Origin of the sequence: Pectobacterium parvum, from assembly GCF_020971565.1 — a bacterium.
Classification (GTDB): Bacteria; Pseudomonadota; Gammaproteobacteria; order Enterobacterales; family Enterobacteriaceae; genus Pectobacterium; species Pectobacterium polare.
On record NZ_CP087392.1, the window covers coordinates 1,580,067 to 1,598,557 of the forward strand.

Genomic DNA, 18,491 nt, shown 5'->3' on the forward strand with positions numbered 1-18,491 from the left:
ATGAAAATAAGCGTAGTTGTTCCTGCTTTTAACTCAGAAAAAACAATCATTGATTCGCTAAAATCAATTTTAAATCAAGGTTTTTCTAGCGATGAGATAGAGATTATTATAATAAATGATGGTTCATCTGATTTTACAGTTAATAAAATAAATTATTTTAAAAATGAGTATGATATCTATGATATTCAAATTATTGATCAGGAAAATTATGGTGTGGCAACAGCAAGAAATAATGGGGTTAAATTATCTAGCGGTGACTATATAGCTTTTCTTGATTCGGATGATATATGGATGCCCGGTAAATTAAGGCGACAAGTGGATTTCATGCGTAGTAATCCTGATTATGTATTATGTGGTTCGAATTTTGATGGGTTAAATGCAAATTTTGATGGTTTAAAAAAAATAATTGATTCTTTTTATTGTGTTGATTTTGAAAAAATAATATTTAAGAATTACTTTCAGCCATCCACTGTATTAATGAAAAGAAATGTCTTTTTTGACGTTGGTGGTTTTAAAAATGGAATGAGGTACTCTGAGGATGCCTTACTTTTTTATAATATTTGCTACCAAGGGAAATGTGCAATAGATTCCAAGGTGTCAATAATTTATGGTGGTGGTAAGCATGCTTTTTCTTCAAATGGTTTAGCTTCTAATTTATTAAAAATGGAAATTGGGGAATTAAGTAATTATATTTCATTGGTTTGTGATAAGAAAATATCAAAAAATAAATTCTTACTTTTATTCGTGTTCTCATTGTTAAAGTTTTTTCGGCGTTTATCTATAAAAACCTTTAATAAAATAAAATAAAATAAAAATATTAATTCTATGCAAGAGTGAGTTTCTGTATATGGTAAGTTATTTTTTTTCTGCTAGAAATCACATTGCAAGCATTAGAGGATGTTGAATTTAAATAAATTCTTCGGAGTTAACTAGTGTTTTTTAAAGAGGATGCGAGATTGGGGGATATCTGAAAAATTTATAAATTATGTAATATTAAAGTGCTAAGTGTGTTTTTTTGTCCGCCGAATTATTGATCTTGACTACAAGGTTTTTTAATCAAAGAAGAAGTTTGAACCTACCCACGTAATGTGAACAAAGCCCTAAGTAAGGTTCTGTTTTTCAAACTGTTCCGGGCTGAGACTGAATCGCCACGGGTTTAACAGACACCTCAGAGTCATTTAAAATGGCTTAAAGAGAGGTGCACATGAGCAGTAAGCGTTATCCTGAAGAGTTTAAAATTGAAGCAGTCAAACAGGTTGTTGAGCGTGGCCATTCTGTTTCCAGTGTTGCAACACATCTCGATATCACTACCCACAGTCTTTATGCCTGGATAAAGAAGTACGGGCCGGACTCTTCCACCAACAAAGAGCAGTCAGATGCTCAGGCCGAGATCCGCCGACTCCAGAAGGAGCTGAAGCGGGTTACTGACGAACGGGACATATTAAAAAAAGCCGCGGCGTACTTCGCAAAGCAGTCCGACTGAGGTACGCCTTTATCCGTGACAACTATCCCATCACGTAAGAAAGAATTCGATTCTAGGCAAAGATAATATGAATTACAAAGCCCGTCTGTAGGTTATAGGGCGAACGCACAGTTGGATGAATCGCTTCCATCGGCTTCAGACTCGTTGGGAGAAAAAAGTCGAAAACTATGAGGCGATGCTGCATTTTTCCTGTGGCATTATTGTCTGGAATAAAATTCTATTAGGATAAGTTCTTATAAAAGCACATAAAACAGCCAGCCAGTTTTTAACTGACTGGCATTCTATAAATAATGATCTATTATATTTACCGTTACTCAATCACGTGCAGTGGTGGATGGCATCGCTGATGCTTGGGGGCGCTGCATGCGCTTTAGGAAACGACTCTCTAGGTGATGCCAAGAGATGTAAGCCATTGATATAGTAATTAAAATGGTTGCTGATAGCCCTAGGGATGCGTTAATATCAAACACATTGTAGTGTTGTAAAACCTGAATAATTGGAAAGTGATAGAGATATATTCCATAAGAAAGATCTCCGTATTTGCTGATTTTTATTTCTTTACACAGATTGGTGCAGAATATAATTACTATTGATGAGAATGCTACAGGTTCAAAAATAAATGCATAACCTGTGTTTTTAAACAATAGAAAAATAACTAATGAGACAATAGTAATATCCTTCAGGCGATCAAAGGTTGTTTTATGTATAGCCAAAAGACTGCCAAAGAAAAAGTAAGGAGAAAGATAAATAAATTGCTTGGCTAGAGTTTCTGCTTTCGGTCCACTGTATATTGAAGTGAAGTAGAAGAACCAAACACATGAAATGATAAAAATCATCCCCCATACCTTCAGAGGGTTCTTCTTCATTAGAGTCAGTGTAAATGGTAATAAGATATAGAGTCCAACTTCTGCCTTAATTGTCCATAGTGAACCATCCATCGCTTGTAGGGGATTGTTACTAAATACTCCAGGAAGATTTGGTTGGATAAAATTCAGAAATGAAAGATTAGCTATCAGATATTTAAAACTCTCTTCTCTTTGTAAGAAATTCATTATTGGTAACGTTGTCAAACACATTCCAATGAAAAAGCACATGATAATGACAAAAATATAGGCGGGAAGTATTCTTTGTGCTCTTTTAATAAAATAAGATGTGATTGATTCACTTCTTAAATAACTTTTTGCAATAAGAAATCCACTTATTGTAAAAAATCCTTTTACAGCAAAATCACTGTTTAGATAGTCTGATAAAAATTGGATGTCACTATTTTTCGTAAGTTGTGCTGCGTGGACCAACATTACAGTAAATGCGAGTGATAGCCGTACTATATCAAAATTATTTTTTTCGTTCATCTTGGCGCTTTTAATTAAAATTCGTTAAAAAACCAATAAAAGGATACCCTATTTATTTAAGATGATCCCAACGTCATATAAGTAGAACATGCACTACATAAATGTAGTAAATATTTCCCTGTAAGGTTGGTTTAGAACCTACCGCAATAATAGACTCTATATTCTATAAAGTAACTCGATGCACTGCATAAACACAACTATGATTCATACGTCTTTCCTAAAAAGTAGAACTCTTGAAAGCGATTGTATATTTTTCGCGTATCTAATTATATGCTCTAAGTTTCCACCATCTGCGCCCTGCGCCAATTTTTTTTATCGCTTAATTTAGTACTGAGTAAAAATCCACCTGCGTAGCAGGTGGCATTGAATGCGCCCCAGAGGGGCGTACTAAAATCCCTAAAAAAAGTCTCTGCCAGTCCTGTTAAACTTAAATCAAAAGACAATAAGGCAGAGCCAAAATATACTGATGACCACGCCCACAGGACGTGGTTTTGAGTTAGCAATAAAAGAACATATCGATGAATTTTCAGTATGTTCTTTAATCATTCTCTACTATGGGTTTTGTTCAGATACCATTTTTCCGATTATCAATTTGGCAGTTTTGTTACCTATTGTAAATAGTCGATGCTGTGTTTAGATAACCGTAAGTGATTTTAACCAATTAGAAGGAGTGATTGCTATTTTTCTGATTTTTTCGCATGCTAGTGAAGAATATTGAGGTCTATGTGCAGGGGTTGGATAGTGCTCTGTAGTGATCGAAATAACCTTTGGTATTTTTTTTATAATACCTTGTTCTTTGGCTATTTCAAATATAATTTTTGCAAATTCATACCAACTCACCTCTTTATCACCACAGTAGTGATAAATTCCGCCTTCAGCATTTTTTTCCAGAAGGGAAATAATCGCCTGTGCCAAATCTCCTGCATAAGTTGGGCAGCCTCGCTGGTCGTCAACGATACTTAATGCATCTCGTTCTTTAGCTAGCCGTAGCATGGTTTTCACGAAATTATTGCCGTATTCACTAAATACCCAGGCGGTACGAACAATAATTGCCTCGGGGGAGATTTTTGCTACCGCTTGTTCACCTGCCAGCTTGGTTTTACCATAAACACTTAGCGGATTTGTTGCACTGTCTTCGTGGTAAGGCTCTGTTGCATTCCCATCAAAGACATAATCAGTAGAAACATGGACTAACCGAATACCTTGCTTGCTGGCGACAATGGCTAAATTCTCTGGGCCTGTAGCGTTGATCTTTTCTGCAAGTTCAGGTTCTGATTCCGCCTTGTCTACGGCGGTGTACGCAGCAGCATTGACGATGGCGTCTGGCTTAAATTGTTTTACTGTTTGCTCGACATGTTCTAGATCCGTAATGTCGAGTTCAGCTGTATCGGTTGCCAAAATTTCCCATTCTGCTGGTAAGCGATCCTGAAAACAGCGACCCAATTGCCCATTCGCACCTGTCAGTAATATTTTCATTTTGCTAGATCCTTGAATAACCTACCTAACTTATCTTTTTCGGATAACAGCGGGGCTGATATTGGCCATTCAATGCCAATCGCAGGATCATTCCATAACAGGCAGCCTTCATCGCTCGGATCATAATAATCCGTACATTTATATTCGAAATCGGCAATATCAGAGAGCACAACAAAACCATGCGCTAAGCCGGGCGGTAGCCAGAACTGGGTTTTGTTTTCTTCCGACAGTGTTACACCGCACCATTCACCGTAGGAAGGGGAGTTCTGACGAATATCTACGGCAACATCAAACACCTCACCGTGTACAACACGGACGAGCTTTCCTTGTGGGTTCGTTTTCTGGAAATGCAGACCGCGTAATACGCCTTTACTTGAGCGGGAATGGTTATCCTGAACAAAGTCTACATCAATATTCAGCATCTTCTGATAGCGTTTCTTCTCAAACGTTTCCAGAAAAAAACCTCGTGCATCGCCGAATACTTTCGGCTGAATAATTTTTGCACCGTGAATAGTAGTATCAATAATTTGCATATTATTTTTCTGCGATGAGTTGGTTTAAATATTGCCCATAGGACGTTTTAATCATCACTTTTGCTTCGTCGGCAACCTGCTGTTTAGATAGCCACCCTTTGCGAAATGCGATCTCTTCGAGGCAGGCAACTTTCAGCCCCTGACGCTTCTCAATGGTATGAATAAATTGTGATGCTTCAATCAGACTGTCATGCGTACCTGTGTCCAGCCAGGCGAAACCACGTCCTAATAATTCAACGTCTAGCTTACCTTGCTCTAGATACATTTGATTCAGCGTGGTGATTTCTAACTCACCGCGGTGTGATGGTTTGACCTGTTTCGCCATTTCTACAATATTCTTATCGTAGAAGTAGAGTCCGGTAACGGCCCAATTTGATTTAGGTTCGGTAGGTTTTTCTTCAATAGATAATGCTTTGAAGTCTTGATCGAATTCGACGACGCCAAACCGCTCGGCATCAGTAACCTGATAGCCGAAGATTGTTGCGCCTTCTTCTTTTGCTGCCACGGCTTCGAGTTTCTTACCAAAGCTCTGACCAAAATAAATATTATCACCGAGTACCAGCGCGCAGCGTTCCCCATTGATGAATTCTTCACCGATGATAAAGGCTTGAGCCAATCCATCAGGGCTAGGTTGAATCGCGTAGCTCAGCTCAATACCAAAACGGCTACCATCGCCTAAAAGACGCTGAAAAGCTGGCATATCTTCAGGCGTGGTGATAATCAGTATTTCACGTATGCCTGCGAGCATAAGAACCGAAATCGGGTAGTAAACCATCGGTTTATCATAAATCGGTAGTAGCTGCTTAGAAACTCCGCGAGTAATCGGGTATAAGCGAGTGCCACTTCCCCCTGCGAGCACGATCCCTTTCATTAATAACTCCACCTTTATTTCATTAAAAGTTGTCTTTAAATAGTCGCTTTAGTATATCACCCTGCTCCACCAGAATTGTCTGATGTATCAGAAAAAGTCGATACCTGAGATCGCTTTATGGCTGATTGGGTGTAATCTTAGTGTCATGCGTGGCGTTATGGCATTACCCTCGCTGGGTGAAAACGATCGGCCAGATCAAAACAGTTAGATAAAAACCATCAGATTGAAGAGAGTCAATCCATGACATCATTAAAAGCGATTATCCCAGTAGCAGGTTTAGGGATGAATTTGTTACCAGTGACCAAGGCAATTCCTAAGGAAATGTTGCCGCTGGTTGACCGCCCGGTGATTGAGAAGATCGTCAACGAGTGTGTGAGGGCGGGGATTAAAGAAATTGTTCTGGTGACGCATGCGTCGAAAAATGCGATTGAAAACCACTTCGATACCTCGTTTGAGCTTGAATCTCTGCTGGAAGAACGTGCAAAGCGTCAACTGCTGGCCGAAGTTCAATCTATCTGCCCGAAAGGCGTAACGATCATGAACGTTCGTCAGGGGGAAACGCTGGGGTTAGGGCATGCGGTCTCCTGTGCTCGCCCAATCATTGGCGATAGTCCATTTGTTGTGGTGTTGCCGGATGTGGTGCTGGATGAAAGTACGGCCGATCAGACGAAGGAAAACCTGGCGCTGTTGATCTCCCGTTTTGAAGAAACAGGGCGTAGTCAGGTGCTGGTTAAACATCGTCCTTATGAGGTGTTGCCAGAGTACTCTGTCGTCGATTGTGACAAACCGCTGGTGAACCCCGGCGATGCCGCAGCGATTACCTCTATGATTGAAAAACCTGAGGCACCGTCTGAAACAGGGTCTGACCTGTCTGCAGTAGGGCGTTATGTGTTAACTGCCGATGCCTGGCCACTGCTGGATAAAGCGCTCCCTGGTGCATGGGGACGTATTCAGTTAACGGATGTGATTGCCGATATGATCGCGACTCAGCAGGTGGATGCTGTGCAAATGTCAGGAAAGAACTTTAACTGTGGCCGTAAGTTGGGTTACGCGCAGGCATTTGTGTCTTATGGGTTACGCAACCCTGAGTTTGGTGCCGAATTTAAAGAAAGTATTAAGGCGCTGCTGAAAAAGTAATATTGAGTGATAACTCGCTGTAAAACCGCAGATCGTTGAATCGTTCTGCGGCTTTTTCTTTTTCCCACCATACGTTCCGATTGGGTGAGCTTTCGCTATCAAACCAATCACTACCCACTCACGCAAAGCTGAGTTACCATGTCGGCCTGTTTTTAAATTGCTTGCGAGGTCGCAACGCGAGACGTTGTCGCCGTTGCAGGCAGGTTATCCTTCAGACAGGAGTTGCTTTAATGTCCAAACAGCAAATTGGCGTTGTCGGTATGGCGGTGATGGGGCGCAATCTGGCGCTGAACATTGAGAGCCGTGGCTATAGCGTTTCCATCTTTAACCGTTCTTCCGATAAAACTGATGAAGTTATCGCGGAAAATCCGGGTAAAAAACTGGTGCCTTCTTACACCGTTGAAGAGTTTGTCGAATCCCTGGAAAAACCACGCCGTATTCTGCTGATGGTGAAGGCCGGTGAAGCAACCGATAAAACGATTGAATCGCTGAAACCTTACCTGGAAAAGGGCGATATTCTGATCGATGGCGGTAACACCTTCTATAAAGATACGATTCGCCGTAATCGCGAACTGTCCGCTGAAGGGTTTAACTTCATCGGTACTGGCGTATCCGGTGGGGAAGAAGGCGCGCTGAAAGGGCCTTCCATCATGCCGGGTGGTCAGAAAGAAGCGTATGAGCTGGTTGCGCCGATTCTGGAACAGATTGCCGCGCGTGCTGACGGCGAAGCCTGTGTGACCTATATTGGTGCTGATGGCGCAGGCCACTATGTCAAGATGGTGCATAACGGCATTGAATACGGCGACATGCAGCTTATTGCTGAAGCTTATGCATTGCTTAAGCAGGCACTGGATCTGGGCAACGACGAGCTTGCCGCGACGTTCTCTGAGTGGAACAAAGGCGAACTAAGCAGCTATTTGATTGAGATCACTGCAGATATCTTCAGGAAGAAAGATGAAGACGGTAACTATCTGGTTGACGTGATTCTGGATGAAGCAGCTAACAAAGGTACCGGTAAATGGACCAGCCAAAGCTCTCTGGATCTAGGTGAACCGCTGTCTCTGATCACGGAATCCGTTTTTGCCCGCTACCTGTCTTCACTGAAAGATCAGCGTGTTGCGGCCTCTAAAGTGCTGACGGGCCCAACGGCTCAGCCATTCGGCGGTGATAAAGCCGAGTTTGTTGAGAAAGTGCGCCGTGCGCTGTATCTAGGTAAAATCGTTTCTTATGCTCAAGGCTTCTCACAGCTGAAAGCGGCATCAGACGAGAACAACTGGGATCTGAACTACGGTGAGATCGCCAAGATTTTCCGTGCTGGCTGCATCATTCGTGCACAGTTCCTGCAGAAAATCACCGATGCGTACGAGCAGAAAGCAGATATCGCTAACCTGCTGTTGGCCCCTTACTTCAAGAAAGTGGCTGACGAATACCAGCAAGCGCTGCGCGACGTGGTATCTTACGCGGTTCAGCAAGGTATCCCGACGCCAACTTTCTCAGCGGCCATTGCTTATTACGACAGCTACCGTTCAGCCGTGTTGCCTGCTAACCTGATTCAGGCTCAGCGTGACTATTTCGGTGCACATACTTATAAGCGTACGGATAAAGAAGGCGTATTCCATACCGAGTGGCTGGAATAGCCGTTTCTTATGCTCAGATAGCGCCGTTTGTTAATAAAACGCCAGATTAGGAAATATCTGGCGTTTTTTGTATTGATGAATCAGTGGATCGATATCGTTAAGATATCTATGACTTTTTTTCTGGAATACTGTAAATTTCATTAAAGAAATCTGCTTTTTTACTGAGATCATTGCTGTTTATTACATCGGGATCTTGCTATTTTTAACGGTGTTGCAAAAATTGAGTTGTAGTTTTGTTTTCTGGTGTTGGTTGTCAGAGGTGGTTTTATCTCATAGAGGGGTTATTTCCTCATTGATAGTTTTATCGCCATTGAACTGTAACTCATTACTGGGAGGATCCCAGTAACGGTCGGTAACGACGCAAAAACTAAATCGGTTTGCTGTTGTGCTGGCTGAAATGAAGGACGGGGTATGGTCTTTTCGACGGTACCCCACCCTGAAGTACTTCATGTTAAAAAGGAAATCGTAATGAAGAAAACGTTAATCACGCTGGCTGCGGTACTGGCCATGTCGTCAAACGCGTTTGCTGTTGATGGCGTCTCTAGCAGCACTGCTGCTGGTACCTCTACCACCACGACCACCAGCGCTGCTGCTGCTGGTGCCGCTGGTGCTGGCTTTGCTGCTGGTACTACTGCTCTGATTGCTGTCGGTGCTGCTGCTGCGATCGGTGTTGCTGTTGCAGTTGCTGTTTCCAGCAACGATGACAGCTCTCCTGCGGGAACAACGACGGCAACTACTGGTACTCGTAGTTAATTTCGTTTTAATTCTAAGGCCACTTCGGTGGCCTTTCTTTTTCCGGGCTACGCTGTTCAACGAGAACTGCATTCCATGACAAAAATAAAACGAATGGCAAAGGTGAGAGCGCTAATTGCCATACCTCTTTTATCGATTGTGCTGACTGGCTGTTCCCAAAATGTGGATCAAGTGGGGAAAACCTTCAAGCTGGCATTTTTCGGCCAGGATGACACCCATGTGACGGCTAAACAGGTTGCCAATACGCCCTATGCATCGGCCTATCTGAAAGTGGGTAAAGCGCCACAGGCGTTTGTTGTGCTCGCTTTCGCCGAGCAGAATCAGTTGAAATGGATCGGGGCCGATAAAAATATGGTATCGACCCAACATGGTCGTTTGGTGAAAACGCAGGGCTTCGGCGAAGACATTACCTATGTGGATAACCTGCAACACGATCCCCTGGCGTTAGGCCTATTGAAGACATCAACGCCAATGACATGGCAAAGCCGGGTTGAATGGGCTCAGGTCTTCCGGGGCGGGTACGCGACCACGTCTGTTTTTCAGGCTCGCGGCAAAGAAACCGTAAAAATTCTGGATATCCCGCGTGAGCTGCTGCGTTTTGATGAGCAGGTGACCGTCCCCGCATTGAATGAATCTTATACGAATAGCTATTGGCTCGATCCGACTAACGGAAATGTCATTCAAAGCCAGCAGTATATGGGGCCAGATATGGCATTGGTCAAATTCACCGTATTAAAACCCTACGTCCAATAAGGGGCTGCAATGTTAGCACTCAATCGTATCGCTACCTTGTTGCTGCTGGTTTCCGGTGTTGCGACGTCTGCGCAGTTGACTGTGAAATCGCCTCAACAGACGATAGCCGTCGTCAAATTGGATGATGGCACGCGTCTTGAAAAATTTTACGAACAGGTTCCCTGGCCACAGAATATCAACTGGCAAACGGCGTTTATTTCTGATTTTGCGACGACAGAGAAGGTTCGTGCGCAAGGGGATGTCTTGCTGCAAAAGCTGGCTGAACTGGAAACGCGCTGGCGTAATTCAGGCGATGGCGATCTGGCGATCTCCGCCTGGCTACTGAGAAAGACCATTAACCCGATTAACGTTGCGGGTCGTATCCGCACCGATCTGGATCCTGACCGCGTGCGTGTCTATGTAGAAAATAATCGCCCTCTGGTGGGAGAATATGCACTGTATGTGGCGCCTCATGATGACAAGCTGTCGCTGATCGGTCTGGTGAATACCTCCGCTGATGTGGGAGAACTGGAGACATCGGGGAAAGTGGCGCTGCGTGCCGGATGGTCGGTCGAAAATTATCTCTCTGGACGCCGACTTCTCGCGGGAGCGGATAACAGTTATGGCTATCTGATTGCGGGAAATGGCAAGTGGCGCAAAGTGCCGCTGGCGCTGTGGAACCGCCAGCATGTTGAACCCGCCGCGGGCGAAACGCTCTTTATTGGCTTTAATCCCTCAGTTTTGCCACAGGATATGTTATCACTCAACGATCAACTTGCTGACTACCTTGCTAACCGGACGCCACTCGAATGACAAAGAATAGAAACGTTAAACTAGGCTGTCTGTCGTTGGCGATTGGCAGCATCTTGAGTGCACAGGCGATGGCGGCTGAAACCGAAAGCGACCGTACTGCGACAAACCCGAATCTGCGCTTTCAGCCGGTGGGGGTATCACAGTCTGATTTCGGTGGTACAGGTCTGTTGCAGATGCCTACGGCGCGTATGGCGAAAACAGGCGAGTTTAGCCTTAATTACCGCGACAACGAAGAATATCGGCGCTACTCCATATCGCTCCAGCTCTTTGACTGGCTGGAAACGACGGTGCGTTATACCGATATCCGTACTCGTCCTTATAGTTTTGATTCTAGTTTCAGCGGTAGCCAAACCTACAAAGATAAGTCATTCGATGTCAAAGCGCGTTTGTGGCAAGAAAGCTACTGGATGCCGGATGTTTCTGTCGGATTGCGTGATATTGCCGGTACAGGCCTGTTTGATAGCGAATATCTGGTGGCCAGTAAGCGTATGGGGCCTTTGATTTTACGCTGGGTATGGGCTGGGGCAATATGGCTGAAAGTGGCAATATTAAAAACCCTGCCTGTTCGCTGAAAGCCAGCTTCTGCCAGCGTAATGACAGCTTTTCAGGTGGCGGTGGGGAATTTGAGGTCGATAACTTCTTCCATGGTCCTGCCGCGTTGTTTGGTGGCGTTGAGTATCAGACACCCTGGGATCCCCTGCGCTTAAAGCTTGAATATGACGGCAACGATTACAGTGCAGAAAGAACGTCATCCAATGGTGTGCCACAGAAGCTGAAACACGATTCTCCTTTCAACATCGGTGCGGTCTATCGCGTCGGCGATGTGTTGGATACCACGTTATCGTGGCAGCGCGGCAATACCCTGATGTGGGGCTTTACCCTACGCACTAATTTCAACGATCTGAAGCCGAACTACTTAGACGATGCTCCACCCGTCTATGCGCCGGTACAGGATGGCAAAGGCACAAACTGGCAGCTCGTTTCGAAAGAGCTGAACGATAAGGCCGGCTTTAAGGACGCCGATATCTACGCGGACCAAAAGCAGGTCACCATTGTTGCTGAGCAGACAAAGTATCGTGATAGCGAACAGGCTACGCAGCGTGCGGCTACGGTATTGGCAAACCATGTACCGGGCAGTATTGATGAGTACCACATTGTTCAGCGCAGCCAGCGTTTACCGATTGCCAGCACGGAAGTCGATGCCAAACCTTTCCATCAGGTTAAACAGGCGGCTATTCCACTGGGGCAACCGGAACCTGTCACGCATCGCAAAGAGCCGGTATCTGACGTGCGCGGTCAGCAGGTGCTGCTCGCAGAACCCGATCGTCTGACGTATTCATTAGATCCGACACTGACGCAGTCTTTCGGTGGCCCTGAATCCTTCTATATGTATCAGGTCGCATTGAAAGGTAACGTGGACTACCGTCTGAGCGATCACTGGAGCGTAGGCGGAACGGCAACACTGAATCTGGTGAATAACTACGACAAGTTCAACTATAAAACACCACCAGCGGATGGCGCTGCGCTGCCGCGTGTCAGAACCTGGGTGCGTGAATACACTACTTCTTCCGATCTGTTATTGACCAATCTGCAATTGACTCGCAGGGATAATCTCGCACAGGACTGGTATACCCAGGTCTACGGCGGCTATCTGGAAATGATGTATGCGGGTGTCGGATCTGAAGTGCTGTATCGTCCGTTTGGTAAAAGCTGGGCGCTGGGGCTGGATGTGAACTATGCCAAACAGCGTGACTGGAACGACATCATGAGGATGGCCGATTACGATGTGGTGACAGGTCATCTGACCGCCTACTGGGAACTGCCGTTTGTGGAAGGTGCGGTAGCGAAGGTGAGTGTGGGTCGTTATCTGGCAGGGGACAAAGGGGTGACTCTCGATCTGTCTCGCCGCTTTGACAGCGGAATTATTGCCGGTGCCTTTGCGACCAAGACCAACGTCAGCGCCGCTGAATATGGGGAAGGGAGTTTCACCAAAGGCTTCTACGTCTCGATACCGTTTGATCTACTGTTCACCGAACCGACGGTGAAACGTGGTGCGGTCGGTTGGGTACCGCTGACGCGTGACGGTGGTCAGATGCTACAGCGCCGCAGCTCACTGTATGGCCTCACCGAACACTAATCGATCCCCATTCGTTTAGGGTGTTAATCAAGCCCGTCATCGCCGAGTGCCGTGACGGGCTTTTTTGTGCGTGTTTACTTTGCGGAGTAAAATTATTTGATAACTGAAATGAACTATTTCATTTGGTTATCGTTTGTATCTTAATCATGCCGTACTTAGGATGACGCTTCTAAGTTTTTAGCGATAAATTAATGATAATTTAATAGCTTAATCACGATTGTCGTGACGAGTCGGGGCATTTTTAAGACGAAATGTGTCCTGAGGGTAATGATTGAAATAGTTTCGTCATGGAAGATTCATATAGCGAAACCTATTATCTCCTGCCGCAATGGTGAAATAAAAACATATACCCTAAATAATTCGAGTTTCAGGAAGGCGGCAAGGGAAGGAATCCCGATGAGCTTACTTCAGTAAGTGATTCGGGTGAGTGAGCGCAGCCAACGTACATGTAACTTGAAGTATGACGGGTATAGCCATAGACCTTCATGGTAATGCTGACAGAAGAGTGCAACCCGATGAATTTGCCTATTTCCGCTGTTATCTCGTTAATGATGAGCTCTGTTTGGTGTGTTCCTCTCTATGCCGTAGCGCAGGACAATCCTCTTGGTATTTATCAACTGATTCAGGAGAGGATGGTGTTGATGAAAGACGTTGCGGGGTATAAGGCCCGTCAACACCTGCCCGTTGAAGATCTAAAACAAGAGGAACGTATTTTGAGTAAGGGGCGGGAGCAATCTGCTGCCGTTGGTTTATCCCTTCAGAGTACACAGCTGTTTTTTACTTCATTAATGAATGCCAGCAAAGCGATTCAGTATCGTTACATGGCGGATTGGCTTGCGATACCGGAGAGCGACTGGATGCCGCTTTCGCTGAACGACACCGTTAGACCCACGCTACTCACGATTGATGACCAGCTCTTGGTGAGTATTAAACGTTATCTTGCGAGTGGCGGGCATTTTGCGCCTCAGCAGGAGGACACATTTCTTTCTTCTATTAATGTTGAGCATCTGTCACAGAACGACAAACGCCAGATTTATGCGGCATTGAGTCAAATTGAACCAGACGGCAAATAGCTGAGTGGGAGAGAAAAACGATGACTTACCAATTATTGAAAGGGAGTGAACGCGGAAATATCGCTGACGCCGTGTACCGCGAACGCTGCGATGTTAACGAAAGGGTCAGAGTCATGCTGGTGTTACGTTTTACGACGCCAGATGATGAGTATTACACCGAACTGCACGATAGCATCGATCCGCAATTTTGCGGTATCAGCGCCAATAAACCGCTATCGAGAGCCAGCTATGCCAGAAAATTCGGCGCTGATGAGGCCGATCTAGAGCATGTCCGTGCGTTTGCACGGCATTATCGACTATCTGTCGAGCGTGAACATGCTGCCAGCCGTACCGTCTTCTTGACGGGAACGGTGGAGCAAATGGAGCAGGCGTTTCGCGTGAGCTTAGCCCGATATGACCACAAACGCGGGGCATTCCGTGGGAGATCGGGGGATTTATCTGCCGGGATACCTACAGGGGGTGGTTATCGCCGTATTAGGCCTTGATGAACGTCTTACGTCGAACTGTTACCTGCGCATGAATGACGCGTTCTCTACTACGGCAAAGCGCCTGTCGGGCTATACGCCGCTCGAGCTGGCAGAGCTTTACCACTTCCCAGAGCATGACGGAGCGGGGCAGTGTATTGGCATTATTGAACTGGGGGGCGGATATTGCTTACCGCAGTTGGAACACTATTTTAAACGAATGGGCGTCAATCCGCCGCAGATCGTCGATGTGTGTGGGGGGCGCTAAGAATGCCCTTGCTTCGTCAGATGACGACAAAGAGGTGAACCCGATTGATATCGAAGTGCAGATGGATATCGAAATCGCGGGTACATTGGCACCCGGCGCTAAAGTGGTGGTGTATTTTGCGCCGAATACCGATGCTGGGTTTTTAGAGGCGATTAACGCGGCGATTCATGATGAGAAAAATGCGCCGTCGGTGATTTCGATTAGCTGGGGGGGGGGCAGCGAGTCAGAATGGACCGCGCAAGCATTACAGGTGTACAACCAGGCCTTTCAGACCGCCGCGGCGCTAGGGATTACGGTGTGTGTGGCGTCTGGTGATCATGGCTCACAGGATGGTGAACCCCATGGTTTGCACGTCGATTTCCCTGCATCCAGCCCCTACGTTTTAGCCTGTGGTGGCACTCGCTTGCAAAAATCGATGGAAGAAACCACTTGGCATAGCCGAGACGGCAGCGCGACGGGCGGTGGCGTTAGCCAGCATTTTGCGTTGCCCGGTTGGCAGCTAGGGATGTCTCTGGTCGATAAATATGGCGGTCATCATCCCTTGCAACACCGCGGCGTACCTGACGTCAGTGGCAATGCCGACCCCGAAACTGGCTATCTGATTGAAGTAAACGGACGGGAAGGGGTTGTTGGGGGAACCAGCGTTGTCGCACCGCTGTGGGCGGGATTGCTGGCGCGTATGCTCGCTTTGACCCACTCGGCATCGCTGTTTATTCCTCCCTTACTGTACCGTAATCGCAATAGCTGCAAGGATATCGTGCGGGGAAATAATGGGGCATTTGTCGCCTCTGAAGGATGGGATGCCTGCACGGGGCTGGGGTCGCCGAATGGAATGAAACTGCTCAGGCTGTTGAAACAGCTCGTGAGGCTCAATGTCAATGGCGTGCACGACCGCGATGATGGGCACGAGCGGTGAGTCTGCCTGAGAGGGCTGGCGCAGGGGACACCGCTGCTCAGACGAGGACATTATCGGTGATATTCATCACAGATTGCCCGACCTCGGTTTGAGTCTAGGGCGGTTAGCAGATATAACCCGATAAGAAGGACGTGATCGGGCGAAGGCCTGAGCGAAACCTGATACGACGCATGCGATTAAGGCATGTTCGTATCAGGTTTTTTTTGTTAACGCAAATATGCTATAAGTTTCCAAAGTGCAAAACGGCAGGGAAGGCAGGACGGCTGATGCGGTGATCATTGAAAAAATACTGAGCAATAACGCCGTTCTGGTGCTGGCAGATGACCAACGGGAAATTGTGGCAATTGGCAAAGGTGTCGGCTTTGGCAAGAAAGTGGGTGACCCTATCGACCCGCAGCGCATAGAAAGCCAGTTCGTGAAGAAAAGCGACGGCATAGCGGATGTGCTGTCACAATTGTTGGCGGACATTCCGCCCGACTGTCTGGCGGTCACGCAGCAGATCATTACTCTGGCGCAAAAAACGCTGCGACTTGATGTACAGGACACGCTGTTTCTGGCCTTAAGCGACCACATTAACTTTGCTATTCAACGTCATAAAAAAGGGCAGACGATCAAGAACCTGATGCTGTGGGATATTCGCCAGTTCTATCGCGGTGAATTTACCGTTGGGTTAGAGGCACTGGAACTAATTCGCACCAGACTGGATATCGATTTACCGGAGGATGAGGCGGGGTTTATTGCGCTGCATTTGGCAAATGCGACGAATAACAGCGATATGCAGAGCACGATGCAAAGCGCGGGTATCATTAAAGATATTCTGACCATTCTGAAATACGATCTGCACATCACGTTTGATGAACATTCTCTTAATTATCAACGCTTGATTACGCACCTGAAATTTTTCGCTCTGCGTTTGCTAAATCGGGAAACCGTGAATCACGGCGACGATTCTATCTATCAAGGGATTACCGAACTGATGCCACGAGCTTATGCCTGTGCGATGAAGGTGTATGACTATGTGGAAAAAAATTACGCCTGCCAGCTAACCACCGATGAGATCATGTTTTTGACCATTCATATTAATCGGTTACAACCCTCTCCCGCTTAATAACATGGGCTATCATGACGGATACACCCAGCGGCAATCATCGATACGGAATGAAAATCACGGGTAAGACCAGCTACCGTTAATATCTGTGCTACTCTCTCCAACCCTGACGACATCCGTTCGTTTCGTTATGTAACAAAATAAATTCAAAAATTGCTCACTGTTGCTGACATGCTTTCAGCCATAATGTTCTTTTTTCTCGCTATTTGTTAGTGAACCGCATGGGGGTCGTTATGTCAGCCTCGCCGCCGATGTTTTTGACGGTAGATGTACGTCGCTCAGGGCTACGCTTTTCCCAGCGAGTCTATATTCCACGGATTGTCGGTACGATACTGTGCGCTCTCTTTATTTCCTCGGTGCTGATTACTCGGCCTATCCCGGCGCTATTGTGGGTGCTGCTTTTTCTTAACACCTTTATCTGGCCTCACATTGCCTACATGCTGTCCCGGCGGTCACTCGACCCGATGCAGTGCGAGAAGCGTAATTTATTGATTGATGTGGCATTTGGCGGCATATGGATAGGGTTTATGGGCGTGAATCTTCTGCCCAGCGCCCTGATTGCGGCGATGGTTGGGATGAACTGTACGGCTGGCGGTGGGATAAAGCTGTTTGTGCAGAGCATCGTATTACAGTGCGTCGCCTGTGCGCTGGTTCTTGTGCTGTTTGCCGTACCTGTTTCGCTGGATACGACGCTGCTACAACTTTATGCCTGTCTGCCGATGTTGCTGATCTATCCGATTTTTCTCGGTTATGTCACCTATACCACCGCACTGAAACTGGCGGAACATAAACGTATGCTGATCGAAGTCAGTATTCATGACGGAATGACCAGCCTCTATAACCGTCACCACTGGGAACGCCTGCTGAAACACGAGTATGACAGTTGCCAGCGCTATAAACGCACGGCGACGTTAGTCCTGTTTGATATTGACCATTTTAAAGCTTTTAACGATAACTTTGGGCATAACGTCGGTGATCAGGCGATATTGCTGTTGGCGTGTGAGCTGACATCCGGTTTTCGGGAAACGGATGTGATTGGGCGATTCGGCGGAGATGAATTTGCCGTTATTTTACCGCAGACTAGCGCGGGAGAGGCGCTGGATGCCGTGAATCGTATTCGGGAGAGTTTGTCGCTGAAATTCCTGAACCAAACACCGCAGCTGGCGGTGTTTGTCAGCGTCGGCATTGCGGAGATTTCACCAGAAATGGGTCAACATATTGACTGGTTAAAGGCCGCAGATATGGCACTTTACCGAGCAAAAAACAAAGGCCGCCGCCGAACCGAAGTTGCTTGAATATCCCAGGCCATAGTCTGATCGCTTTTATCCTGTCTGATAATGACCAATAAGCCCTTATCGTTATCGAGGTGATGATTGGGGGCTCGTCTTCTTTATGTCTTCAGTAATACCATACCACTCTCAAACGATCTCGAACCATCCCTGCTAATTTTTTAGAAATAAGAGGAAATAATACGCGTAATACCTGTTTTATCTTTACATAAAACAGGTAGGGGTTATGCAGTAAAAATTTACGTTTAAATGGAAGAAAGGCCATGGTCTAACGCTATTGATTTGATATTTATATCATATTTTCATTATTGGCATTTGTTGGGATTTTTAGGGAATATTTCTTTTTAAAAGCTATTGTTAATAGATGTGTGTTTATGAAAATATAGCAACAAGATCTTATCTCTCCAGTTTTTTCCTTCCTCTATCCGGTATCCCCTGCCGGTTGGGAT

13 protein-coding genes and 4 pseudogenes are annotated in these 18,491 nt (G+C 46.0%); 13 read left to right on the forward strand and 4 right to left on the reverse strand.

The genetic code is table 11. The annotated features are described in order from the left end of the window. The 3 genes and pseudogenes from LOZ86_RS07090 to LOZ86_RS07100 all read left to right on the forward strand — a co-directional run. On the forward strand, positions 1–807 hold the full coding sequence (locus LOZ86_RS07090) for a glycosyltransferase family 2 protein (protein WP_230243011.1): 807 nt from the start codon (positions 1–3) through the stop codon (positions 805–807). Positions 808–1,204: 397 nt separating this feature from the next. Further along, positions 1,205–1,506, forward strand: a pseudogene (locus LOZ86_RS07095) (transposase); the annotation flags it as partial. Positions 1,507–1,574: 68 nt separating this feature from the next. Then, positions 1,575–1,712 (forward strand): annotated as a pseudogene (locus tag LOZ86_RS07100) (IS5/IS1182 family transposase); the annotation flags it as partial. 85 nt (positions 1,713–1,797) lie between these two features. On the opposite strand, the gene LOZ86_RS07105 reads toward LOZ86_RS07100, so the two are convergent. From LOZ86_RS07105 to rfbA, 4 genes are all read right to left on the reverse strand, one after another. Next, entirely contained in the window at positions 1,798–2,835 is a 1,038-nt protein-coding gene (locus LOZ86_RS07105; protein WP_230243012.1) for an acyltransferase family protein, read from the reverse strand. A gap of 633 nt (positions 2,836–3,468) precedes the next feature. Further along, a complete protein-coding gene (rfbD, locus tag LOZ86_RS07110) occupies positions 3,469–4,311 on the reverse strand; it encodes a dTDP-4-dehydrorhamnose reductase (protein ID WP_230243014.1) in 843 nt (280 codons plus the stop codon). Next, on the reverse strand, positions 4,308–4,844 hold the full coding sequence (rfbC, locus tag LOZ86_RS07115; RefSeq protein ID WP_230243015.1) for a dTDP-4-dehydrorhamnose 3,5-epimerase: 537 nt from the start codon (positions 4,842–4,844) through the stop codon (positions 4,308–4,310). The genes rfbD and rfbC overlap by 4 nt, the downstream gene beginning before the upstream one ends. A gap of 1 nt (position 4,845) precedes the next feature. Continuing rightward, complete coding sequence (gene rfbA / locus LOZ86_RS07120) at positions 4,846–5,715, reverse strand: glucose-1-phosphate thymidylyltransferase RfbA (protein WP_165708474.1); 870 nt, start codon at positions 5,713–5,715, stop codon at positions 4,846–4,848. Between the two features lie 240 nt (positions 5,716–5,955). On the opposite strand from rfbA, the gene LOZ86_RS07125 reads away from it, so the two are divergent. The 10 genes and pseudogenes from LOZ86_RS07125 to LOZ86_RS07180 all read left to right on the forward strand — a co-directional run bounded on the left by LOZ86_RS07125 (position 5,956) and on the right by LOZ86_RS07180 (position 18,048). Next, on the forward strand, positions 5,956–6,852 hold the full coding sequence (locus LOZ86_RS07125) for a sugar phosphate nucleotidyltransferase (RefSeq protein ID WP_044203345.1): 897 nt from the start codon (positions 5,956–5,958) through the stop codon (positions 6,850–6,852). A gap of 230 nt (positions 6,853–7,082) precedes the next feature. Further along, complete coding sequence (gndA, locus tag LOZ86_RS07130; RefSeq protein ID WP_044203344.1) at positions 7,083–8,489, forward strand: NADP-dependent phosphogluconate dehydrogenase; 1,407 nt, start codon at positions 7,083–7,085, stop codon at positions 8,487–8,489. A gap of 468 nt (positions 8,490–8,957) precedes the next feature. Continuing rightward, positions 8,958–9,242: a hypothetical protein gene (locus tag LOZ86_RS07135; protein ID WP_230243016.1), complete on the forward strand. Its 285-nt coding sequence runs from the start codon at positions 8,958–8,960 to the stop codon at positions 9,240–9,242. A gap of 75 nt (positions 9,243–9,317) precedes the next feature. Beyond that, a complete protein-coding gene (locus LOZ86_RS07140) occupies positions 9,318–9,995 on the forward strand; it encodes a YjbF family lipoprotein (protein ID WP_230243017.1) in 678 nt (225 codons plus the stop codon). 9 nt (positions 9,996–10,004) lie between these two features. After that, a complete protein-coding gene (locus LOZ86_RS07145) occupies positions 10,005–10,787 on the forward strand; it encodes a capsule biosynthesis GfcC family protein (RefSeq protein ID WP_039482576.1) in 783 nt (260 codons plus the stop codon). Then, positions 10,784–12,924: pseudogene (locus tag LOZ86_RS07150) on the forward strand (YjbH domain-containing protein). Before LOZ86_RS07145 ends, LOZ86_RS07150 begins: the two are co-directional and overlap by 4 nt. Positions 12,925–13,439: 515 nt before the next feature. Then, entirely contained in the window at positions 13,440–13,997 is a 558-nt protein-coding gene (locus LOZ86_RS07155; protein ID WP_111779059.1) for a chorismate mutase, read from the forward strand. 20 nt (positions 13,998–14,017) lie between these two features. Then, positions 14,018–15,645 (forward strand): annotated as a pseudogene (locus LOZ86_RS21385) (S53 family peptidase). A 271-nt stretch (positions 15,646–15,916) separates the two neighbouring features. Continuing rightward, positions 15,917–16,753, forward strand: coding sequence for a BglG family transcription antiterminator LicT (gene licT, locus LOZ86_RS07175; protein ID WP_039482558.1), 837 nt, complete (start codon positions 15,917–15,919; stop codon positions 16,751–16,753). A gap of 233 nt (positions 16,754–16,986) precedes the next feature. Further along, the gene (locus LOZ86_RS07180; RefSeq protein ID WP_111779061.1) at positions 16,987–18,048 is read left to right on the forward strand and encodes a diguanylate cyclase; all 1,062 of its coding nucleotides are present in this window, start codon (positions 16,987–16,989) and stop codon (positions 18,046–18,048) included. Positions 18,049–18,491 lie beyond the last annotated feature (443 nt).

Coding starts and splice junctions, on each gene's coding strand:
- LOZ86_RS07090 (WP_230243011.1), top strand. CDS start 1: ATGAAAATAAGCGTAGTTGTTCCTGCTTTTAACTCAGAAAAAACAATC.
- LOZ86_RS07105 (WP_230243012.1), bottom strand. CDS start 2,835: ATGAACGAAAAAAATAATTTTGATATAGTACGGCTATCACTCGCATTT.
- rfbD (WP_230243014.1), bottom strand. CDS start 4,311: ATGAAAATATTACTGACAGGTGCGAATGGGCAATTGGGTCGCTGTTTT.
- rfbC (WP_230243015.1), bottom strand. CDS start 4,844: ATGCAAATTATTGATACTACTATTCACGGTGCAAAAATTATTCAGCCG.
- rfbA (WP_165708474.1), bottom strand. CDS start 5,715: ATGAAAGGGATCGTGCTCGCAGGGGGAAGTGGCACTCGCTTATACCCG.
- LOZ86_RS07125 (WP_044203345.1), top strand. CDS start 5,956: ATGACATCATTAAAAGCGATTATCCCAGTAGCAGGTTTAGGGATGAAT.
- gndA (WP_044203344.1), top strand. CDS start 7,083: ATGTCCAAACAGCAAATTGGCGTTGTCGGTATGGCGGTGATGGGGCGC.
- LOZ86_RS07135 (WP_230243016.1), top strand. CDS start 8,958: ATGAAGAAAACGTTAATCACGCTGGCTGCGGTACTGGCCATGTCGTCA.
- LOZ86_RS07140 (WP_230243017.1), top strand. CDS start 9,318: ATGACAAAAATAAAACGAATGGCAAAGGTGAGAGCGCTAATTGCCATA.
- LOZ86_RS07145 (WP_039482576.1), top strand. CDS start 10,005: ATGTTAGCACTCAATCGTATCGCTACCTTGTTGCTGCTGGTTTCCGGT.
- LOZ86_RS07155 (WP_111779059.1), top strand. CDS start 13,440: ATGAATTTGCCTATTTCCGCTGTTATCTCGTTAATGATGAGCTCTGTT.
- LOZ86_RS07180 (WP_111779061.1), top strand. CDS start 16,987: ATGTCAGCCTCGCCGCCGATGTTTTTGACGGTAGATGTACGTCGCTCA.